The sequence below is a fragment of the uncultured Thomasclavelia sp. genome (assembly GCF_944324745.1).
In the GTDB taxonomy this organism is placed as follows: domain Bacteria; phylum Bacillota_I; class Bacilli_A; order Erysipelotrichales; family Coprobacillaceae; genus Thomasclavelia.
Genome location: NZ_CALUXO010000081.1, coordinates 86,214 through 94,296 on the forward strand (window position 1 = coordinate 86,214; position 8,083 = coordinate 94,296).

Here is an 8,083-nt window from a genome sequence, read left to right on the forward strand (position 1 = left end):
ATATGAAAAATAAAATAGCTTTTTATCGAAAAAAGAATTTGATGAGTCAAGAAGATTTAGCTGATAAATTAAACGTATCTAGGCAAACGATTACGAAATGGGAGGGAGGCCTGATTTATCCAAGTGTCGAATATTTGATTGAGATGTCAAATCTGTTTAGGGTCACGATTGATACTTTAATCAAGGATGATGAGTGTATTAGGGAAAACGATACTACTATGGATATATCTTCTTTAGAAAACTTTATTGTAATGGCAAAGAAAGAGACTTATGCAAGTAAAAATAATAAAGTTGTTTCTTTAAGAAAAGGAGCACATGATTATAAATATAGTGAAAAGAATTTTCAATATTGTGATTCTTTTTTTGGTAGTCGCTTTTTTAGTGGTCAAGAGATTATCTATCAAGACGATGAAGTTTGCTGGGCAATGAATTATTATGGACGGGTATTAAGTGATGAGTTTAATAGTAATTTTTTAAAAGAGGCATTATTGACGGTTAATAAAAAGCAACCTTTTAGAGGACAAAATTGTTATCAAAATGGGGATTACACTTATATTTGTAAATCAAATGGTGATTTTTATTTTTTTAATGGTTTTGAAGAAATTTATTATCAGTCAAACAAAATTTATGAAGGAATGTTTCATGGTGGTATGATAAAATAAATGAATTAACTATAAATATGTTACTTTGATTTTTTGTTTGCAAATCTCTAATGTAAAAATGAATTTAAAATATTATAAATGTAAGCATTTGTAACTAGTTTTTATTTTGATAATGGGTATTAAGTTATGATTGAATAGAAAAATTGTTTATTAGTGCCCTTAAGTTTAATAATTAAATCAATAAAGTTACAGTAAAAAGATAGATTAATTTATAAAAGAATCATTATATAAGTAGAGTAAATATTAAAAAGGAGAGTGAAAAAATGTAAAGCTATGACCATATGCTGTCAACTTATACAGTTTATTTTACACTCTCAACTTAATAAAGTTCTTGATTTTTGATAGAACATATCTTCATCTTCTTTACATAAACTTGAATAGACAATAAGTGTGTAATAAACTATTTTTAATACACACGATAAAATTATCTAGTTTAAAAATTATTTCACTCGATGTTTATTGATTAATTCTTCATGTTTTTTCTGTCTTTCAAGTTTTTCTGTTTCTGCCTTAGCTTCGCGATCTTTTTGCTCTTGAGCTAATCTTTCTTTAGCTTCTTCTACCGTTTCATCGTCTTTAGTAAGATAATTATCTACAAACTTATCAAGATATCTTATTAAAAGTACCGACAACACTATCTTCAATGCTTTTGTATGTTCCAACAACTCCTTCTTCAATCCCTTTGTAAGTATCAACTACCTCTTTTTCAATTTTTTTATTCATTTCAACTAATTTTGATTTTGCCATATTTTTTCTCCTTTTCTATAATTTATAATAAGCATGACTTATTCATGTTTATTTAATTTACAGTCATATTCTAGAGCGGTTTTATCTAAAAAATGTTTATGAAATATTTACGAATTGTTAATTTGTTAAATATATTGAATTTTCTTTTTTATTGGAAACAGATAATCAATTTGATTAACAAAATGGTTTGGTAAATAGCAAGATTCATTTCTTTTGGGTATAACAATGCCAACACTTGAAATCAATTCCATAACAAACTGCAAACAAAAATACTTGTTTTTAAAGTTATGGGGGATATGTAAAAATCATAATACAACACCTAATTTTGTCTACTTATATTGTTCCTTGTTTTTATAAATAACGCTATTTCTTTTTCTAAAACATCGTATATTTCATTTGGTACATAGATATTAATACACCTGTTTTCGTATATACGGGAACTATATTTTCTATTTTTATGTTTTTCAATCACGAATTCCTTATAATTAAAGCTATAAAAAATCTCTTCATTTTCATCTAATGAAATAGATACGTGATTATAACCTCCATGGCTTATCGTGGTAACTAATTTTCCTAAAAAAATCAGAATATTTAACTAAAGATAACGTTATTTTTTTATACCAATATTCCTTTTATAAAATATGTAAATATCTCGTAAAGCAGAAATATTTGTGAAGTACTTAGATTTTGTTTAATAATTGTTACTGATTTTTCATTTATAATAATTTGATTTTTCAAATTGATGTTAAAAGACATTTATAATTAAGGAAAATGTGACAAACGCTTACGTTTGTAACATTTTATTTAATTTTTATATAAAACCTAGTAAAATCAATGCTTTTATAGATTTGTAAAATTCATAAATTATGAAAAAACCATAAAAAAACCATTTTTGTTGCTCAATTAATTAAATATATCGTCAATTGTATCTTTTAAATTTTTTTCATCAAGGTGTGTATAAATCGACATTGTTGTATTAAAATCTTTATGTCGTAATAATTGTTGTGCAGTTTTTGGATCTACTCCATTTTTATATAGCATTGTAGTATATGTATGTCGAAACATATGAAAGTTAATATGACTGTACTTATTAGAAAATCGGCGAAGTTTTGCTTTTACATGCTGTGGATCGATATAGTCGCCATTGTTATCAATGATTACAATGCCATATTGATTAACTTTAAACCAATCTTGCAAAATATTTTTCAATATATTTGCCATAGGCAGAATTGCGTTAGATGATTTAGTTTTTACATCTTTTATTATAAGGTCTTTATTTTCTAAATCATGATACAATGTTTTGTTTATTGAAATAGTATTATCATTAAAATTAATATCATCTTTATGAAGAGCTAAAATTTCACCTAATCTGCATCCGGTGTATCTAGCAATATAAAATGCTATTTTATAAGATTGTTCTTTTAAAGAATTTCCGCAAAAAGAAATTAATTGTTCAAATTGTTCATCTGTTATTATTTTATCCTTTGAATTTTCTTTTTCCTTTCCTCGAATTTTTAGTTCTAGAAAAGGTAATCGATCAATATATTTAATGTTATATGCATAATTAAAAACACTTTTTAAAGTTGCTACAATTCCCTCTATAGTACTTGTAGTGTATTTTTCTTCAAGTGGTTTAATTATACTTGTTATAATTTTATAATCAACTTTGTTTATTTCACATTTTCCGATTACTGGATCTATATGTTTATTAAATATTAGTTTACGAGATTGCTTAGTTGAATATGCCCAGATGTTGCTGTTACTATTCAACATTTCGAAAAATACTTCATTTACAGTTTTTATTTCTTTTTTTTCATAACCATCTTCAAATTTAGCTTTAAAATAATTCTCATGTTTTTTTGCTTCTCTTAAACTTTTAAACCCACGCTTTGAATAATATTTTTTTCTGCCGTATTTATCTTTATAGTTAAATCTCACTTCATAAGTAATGCCTTTTTTGTTTTCAAATTTTCTAATAGACACATAAATCACCTCTTTTATCAATTTAAGGTTTTATATTTTTCATTCTCCAAATCTTTTATCATTAAAAGAATATCAATAATATCTTTAGAATCTAAAATTTCATCACAAGCGAAGATACTGTTCTCATATAAATTTATATAATCGTTCAATAATTCAGGGTAATTATCTTGAATATAATCTAAATTTTTATTATGATCAGTTACAACATCATTATTATTAATTTGTTTTTTCATGTTTGCTCCTTATTTGCTTTTAATTGTATTTAAATGTATAATAGATGTTGTTCAAAGTTCTAATTGCTTATATTTTTTTAATAGCACCACTTAAATGTTAGTGGTGCTTTTACTTTTGTTATTGTTCTTTTTCAAGATAAAATGTTTTTGTTACTCCTAAAGCTGTTGCTTCGTAAGATAGTTGATTGTTAGAATAAGTAAAATCTTTTGTATCATCACTAGATGCTAAAATAGCTGAATCTGTTTGAGTATGATCATTAGTTGAAGTCCAAGAATATTCATCTGCTGCTTCGGTAGGAGCATCGTATGTTCCTACCCAGTATAGATACTTAGTACCTTCGTTATCTACCCAATTAATAGTAATTGTGCTATTGTCAATTGTAGCTTCAAACCACATTTCAGAACCTTCTTCTATATCTGCAGATTTCCAATTACCAGTCAAATCCAATGGTTCTTCTTTCACTTCTTTGGTAGCATTATCATTGTTTTTGGTAGAACTATTATTTTCGCTACCGCAAGCAGTTAATGCAAAACATAATCCAACGCACAGTGTTAAAGTTAATAATTTTTTCATAATTATCCTATTCTCCTTTCACTAATAGAAATTAAATCATCAACTAAGTATGATATTATTCTTCTTTTAATTTGTTTATAGAATTAATTATATCAACTAAATTAGACAATCTTGCTGGGTCACTGATAAGTAACACTATATTTAAGCCAAGATTACTTTTTATATGAATCTCACCATATTTACATATAGGTAATTTCTTGTTGTTTTTATATCTCTTATCAGGACTACCGTTTTTGTTTACGTATTGCCACGTATAATCAATTATTTTAGCATCTGATGGTACTTTATTAGACTCAATAAATCTTGTTTCTTTATGTTCAAAAGTTATATCATCATATGCAACAGCACCAGCTTTTCCATTTTTAATAATTAAAACTCTGTCAGGTAAAAAATATATATTTTCTTTACCAAATTTCAAACGAATTATATTAATGTTACTTTTTAAATAGGATGGTGGCTTTTTAATTTTTTTGATTTCTATTCTTTTAACTAAGTTTGTTGCTCCGGCAGAAATCTTTTTATTTTTTACTTTTGAAGTTTCTGTCATTCGCCAAATTTTATTACTTTTAAACAGATCAATCCAAGCATCCTGTTTTTTTGTAAATATCTCTTTGCTAAAATCATCCATATCATAGTCTAAATTTATACGTGCTGTATTGAATAGATACAATTTTAAAGCAAAGCTAATAGCAAATAATATCCATAGAATCGGTATTCCACATGCAAATATAAAGCTAAAAATCAATAATAAGTTTGTACGATAATTTAGTACAAGTATTTTTTCTAGTTCTTGCAAAAATACTGAATATTCATCACTTTTAAAATGTGAAATATCAGAATTTTCTATTTTTTGTGTATCATAAGTATTTGAATCGTATGTAGTAGTTTGATTGTTATTTTTTCTTTTATTGCTTGTTTCTGTAACATGACTTATTCCAGTTCCTGGTATTGAATAAGTAGTTCTAGTTCTACCAGTTGCAGTTTTAGTGTATCTAAACCCTTTAGTTCCCCAACTGTAACCAACACCACTTTTACTAAGATTTATTCTAAATCCACCACCTAAATTTATACTTTTTCTATATCTAAATCCCATGTATACATCTCCCATTATTAATCTTATTTTTAATAGAAAAACTAATTAAATTAAACAAAATGTGTATTATTTTCAAAAATATTTTATTTTAAATTTATTAAACAGTCTTTGTTGAGTTGTAAATATGTTTTAATAGGGAAGGAGAAAACTAATGATAATTCTCAATGCATATTTATACTCTATTTTCTGCACTTTATTTTAAAAGTATAGATGTAATTTATTTATATTTCCTTCTATGTCATTCTTTAACTAATAACATTTTTTGCATGCTTCATAACCTTGACTTTGCGCTTCACTTATAGATATTGATACAGGATTTTTCATATTACTACAATTTGGATTTGAGTGGTATTTAGTACCGTCACCACTTCCAGCAATATATACTATAGCTTCATTTTGTGCTTGCTGTTGTTGTTCTGCTGCTTGTCTAGCAGCCTCTTCCGCTTGTCTCTGTGCTTCTAATTGAGCTTGTCTTTGTGCTTCTTGTTCAGCAGCAATTTGAGCTTGCCTTTGGGCTTCTTCTTGTTGCTTTTTTATTTCATCACTAGGGTCCTTAGTGACTGGAGCAGAACCATTTCCTGAAGTTGTTTCAGTAAATTCGTAATCAAGTTGGCTATTTTTTGTAGTAAATATTATATTGCCTTTTTTATCGGTTCTGAAAGTTTTTATATCATTATCTTTTAAACGATTTATAACTTCTTTATCGGGGTGATTGTATTTATTGTTTTCACCACATTCAATAACGGCGTATTTTATAGTTAAAGCGTCTAATAATTCATCACAAGTAGCTGATTTGCTACCATGGTGTGAAACTTTTAGAACATCTATTTTTGTTGGCAGTTGGCCCAAAATACTTTTTTCAACTTTTTCAGTTGCATCACCCATGAATAACATTTTGTGATTTCCAGATTCTAATAATGTGACTAGTGATAATGCATTACCATTACCTGTAGCTTTAGTATTATAAAACTTTACATTAGTATTTGAATCCAATTCAATTGCAGTATTCTCTAAAGGAACTGCAGGACTTAAACCTTTTGTTGAAAGCGAATAGATAAAATCACGATAAGTTTTACTATCTGAAGAACCGTTTGAAACATATGATTGCCCAATGTCAAAATTACTAACAACAGCATCTAATCCTCCTGCATGATCAGCATCCGGATGAGTGCTTACAAGATAATCAATTTTTGTTATTCCTAAATTACTCAAATAATTTACGATTCTTTGTTCATCGTTATTATCACCAGCGTCAATTAGCATATTTTTATCTTCTGTTTGTATAAAGCTGCAATCTGAATTGCCTGTATCAATGAAATGTATCTTAATATTAGAAGGAATAACTTCTTCTTTTGTTTCTTTAATAACGCTCTCTGTATTATCATTATCGCTTACAGTAGTAGTACTTACATTATTACTCCCAATGCCTATAGCGACAAAAAATAACACAAAACATAAAATTATTTGATATCTTCTTTTGATTGTTAGATTGTATCGATGCAATAATTTATTAAAATGAGTTGTTATCATTAACCCAACAATCATTATTAAAATTCCTGCTATAATACTAACTGCAGGAATTGTGAAAAAACCAAACACTATCACGAAATATCCTAAAAAATTACGTATGTATTTAATAATATTTTCTTTTTTAAAATTCATCTTTATCCCTCCGGTTTTATATAAAAATTATATAGTGAATAGAATAATAATTTTTTATTTATGTTCTATTTCTATTATTTCCCATTTTAGTTCGACTCGATAAACTTGAAAAGTATACTTAGATTTATAACTAATCGTTTTATTAAGTATATTTTTGTAATTGCATATGATGTCAATCAATATAGGTTGATTTGGATTGACAATATCTGTTGAAAGATTATTCTTAATATGCTGATCAGGGAATAGAATATTTGCCTTAAATGTACTCTCGGTTTCATCTTTATGTGTAATATTTATTTCTTTTCCCTTATCATAATAATATAGTTTGTGTTCTATTACATTTTCTATAGATGCCAGTAATCCAATATTTCTAGTTGTATATTCTATAGCAATTTCGTTATCACTAATTTTATCCCCATCATAATTATCAAGAAATTGTATTTCTATATCAATGATTGGTCTATCGACAGCTTTGATTTTTTGTAACTTTTCTTTTTCTGTACGTTTTCTTTCGCTTTCTAGGTCTTTAATGGTCCACCATACACCATATAAAGTAAGAAATCCTCCTAATATAGACCCACCATAACCGACTATAGTTAATCCTGTTTCGTATGGAATTATACCGATTGGTGAAGGACATAATATGATAATCGGAAACACTATAGCTATTACTAAAAAAACTATAAGCATTTTTCTGTTTTCTTTAAAAAAATTAAACATATTATTTCTCTTTTCTTGGTTTGCTTTTAAAATATCGAATACCAAATTTTTAATGGTATTCCTTTTTCTTTTAAAATAAATTCTATATTATCACACATTTTTATATTATCGTATTCTTCGCAAATCAGCAGGAGACAGGCAAATGTATTAGCTTCTTTCTCTAAGCGTGTTTTATATATTCTTCTTAAGAAATTAAAACTGATATTTTCGTCATAATGTAGTATGTAATGCCCTAATTCATGGGCAATTAAAAAATTTTCATAAGCACTATCTAAATCCGGTCTTATAAAAATATAGCCTGCTCCGTCATTTATTATTAGTCTTGAGTCTAATGTTTTAGCCCTAAAATCCTGGTATTCAATAGCTATATTAAGATATTCAGCAATTTCCCTGACATTGTTTGTATTAT

At 26.7% G+C, this 8,083-nt stretch carries 10 protein-coding genes; 1 reads left to right on the top strand and 9 read right to left on the bottom strand.

Going from position 1 to position 8,083, the window contains the following annotated elements:
* Positions 1 to 2 precede the first annotated feature (2 nt).
* Positions 3 to 662 carry a DUF5680 domain-containing protein gene (locus Q0K54_RS11520; RefSeq protein ID WP_294581426.1) on the top strand — a complete coding sequence of 220 codons (660 nt, stop codon included), beginning with the start codon at positions 3 to 5 and terminating at the stop codon, positions 660 to 662.
* Between the two features lie 440 nt (positions 663 to 1,102).
* On the opposite strand, the gene Q0K54_RS11525 is transcribed toward Q0K54_RS11520, so the two are convergent.
* From Q0K54_RS11525 to Q0K54_RS11565, 9 genes are all read right to left on the bottom strand, one after another.
* Positions 1,103 to 1,294, bottom strand: a complete 192-nt coding sequence (locus Q0K54_RS11525) for a hypothetical protein (RefSeq protein ID WP_294581427.1) — start codon at positions 1,292 to 1,294, stop codon at positions 1,103 to 1,105.
* Positions 1,266 to 1,409: a hypothetical protein gene (locus Q0K54_RS11530; RefSeq protein ID WP_294581428.1), complete on the bottom strand. Its 144-nt coding sequence runs from the start codon at positions 1,407 to 1,409 to the stop codon at positions 1,266 to 1,268. The genes Q0K54_RS11525 and Q0K54_RS11530 overlap by 29 nt, the downstream gene beginning before the upstream one ends.
* Positions 1,410 to 2,312: 903 nt before the next feature.
* Positions 2,313 to 3,392, bottom strand: a complete 1,080-nt coding sequence (locus tag Q0K54_RS11535; protein ID WP_294581429.1) for a site-specific integrase — start codon at positions 3,390 to 3,392, stop codon at positions 2,313 to 2,315.
* 17 nt (positions 3,393 to 3,409) lie between these two features.
* Complete coding sequence (locus Q0K54_RS11540; RefSeq protein WP_294581430.1) at positions 3,410 to 3,625, bottom strand: hypothetical protein; 216 nt, start codon at positions 3,623 to 3,625, stop codon at positions 3,410 to 3,412.
* Positions 3,626 to 3,743: 118 nt separating this feature from the next.
* Positions 3,744 to 4,199 (bottom strand): hypothetical protein, encoded by a 456-nt coding sequence (locus Q0K54_RS11545; RefSeq protein WP_294581431.1) that lies wholly within the window; start codon positions 4,197 to 4,199, stop codon positions 3,744 to 3,746.
* Between the two features lie 55 nt (positions 4,200 to 4,254).
* A complete protein-coding gene (locus tag Q0K54_RS11550; protein WP_294581432.1) occupies positions 4,255 to 5,292 on the bottom strand; it encodes a DUF4236 domain-containing protein in 1,038 nt (345 codons plus the stop codon).
* 249 nt (positions 5,293 to 5,541) lie between these two features.
* Positions 5,542 to 6,954, bottom strand: a complete 1,413-nt coding sequence (locus Q0K54_RS11555; protein ID WP_294581433.1) for a ComEC/Rec2 family competence protein — start codon at positions 6,952 to 6,954, stop codon at positions 5,542 to 5,544.
* Between the two features lie 54 nt (positions 6,955 to 7,008).
* Positions 7,009 to 7,674 (bottom strand): hypothetical protein, encoded by a 666-nt coding sequence (locus Q0K54_RS11560; protein WP_294581434.1) that lies wholly within the window; start codon positions 7,672 to 7,674, stop codon positions 7,009 to 7,011.
* 26 nt (positions 7,675 to 7,700) lie between these two features.
* Positions 7,701 to 8,083 (bottom strand): ImmA/IrrE family metallo-endopeptidase (locus Q0K54_RS11565; RefSeq protein ID WP_308698946.1); only part of this gene is annotated, 383 nt, incomplete at its 5' end.

Bases quoted from the DNA above. Each gene is read 5' to 3' on its own strand.
- Q0K54_RS11540 (WP_294581430.1), bottom strand. From the start codon at position 3,625: ATGAAAAAACAAATTAATAATAATGATGTTGTAACTGATCATAATAAA.
- Q0K54_RS11550 (WP_294581432.1), bottom strand. From the start codon at position 5,292: ATGGGATTTAGATATAGAAAAAGTATAAATTTAGGTGGTGGATTTAGA.
- Q0K54_RS11530 (WP_294581428.1), bottom strand. From the start codon at position 1,409: ATGGCAAAATCAAAATTAGTTGAAATGAATAAAAAAATTGAAAAAGAG.
- Q0K54_RS11520 (WP_294581426.1), top strand. From the start codon at position 3: ATGAAAAATAAAATAGCTTTTTATCGAAAAAAGAATTTGATGAGTCAA.
- Q0K54_RS11560 (WP_294581434.1), bottom strand. From the start codon at position 7,674: ATGTTTAATTTTTTTAAAGAAAACAGAAAAATGCTTATAGTTTTTTTA.
- Q0K54_RS11555 (WP_294581433.1), bottom strand. From the start codon at position 6,954: ATGAATTTTAAAAAAGAAAATATTATTAAATACATACGTAATTTTTTA.
- Q0K54_RS11545 (WP_294581431.1), bottom strand. From the start codon at position 4,199: ATGAAAAAATTATTAACTTTAACACTGTGCGTTGGATTATGTTTTGCA.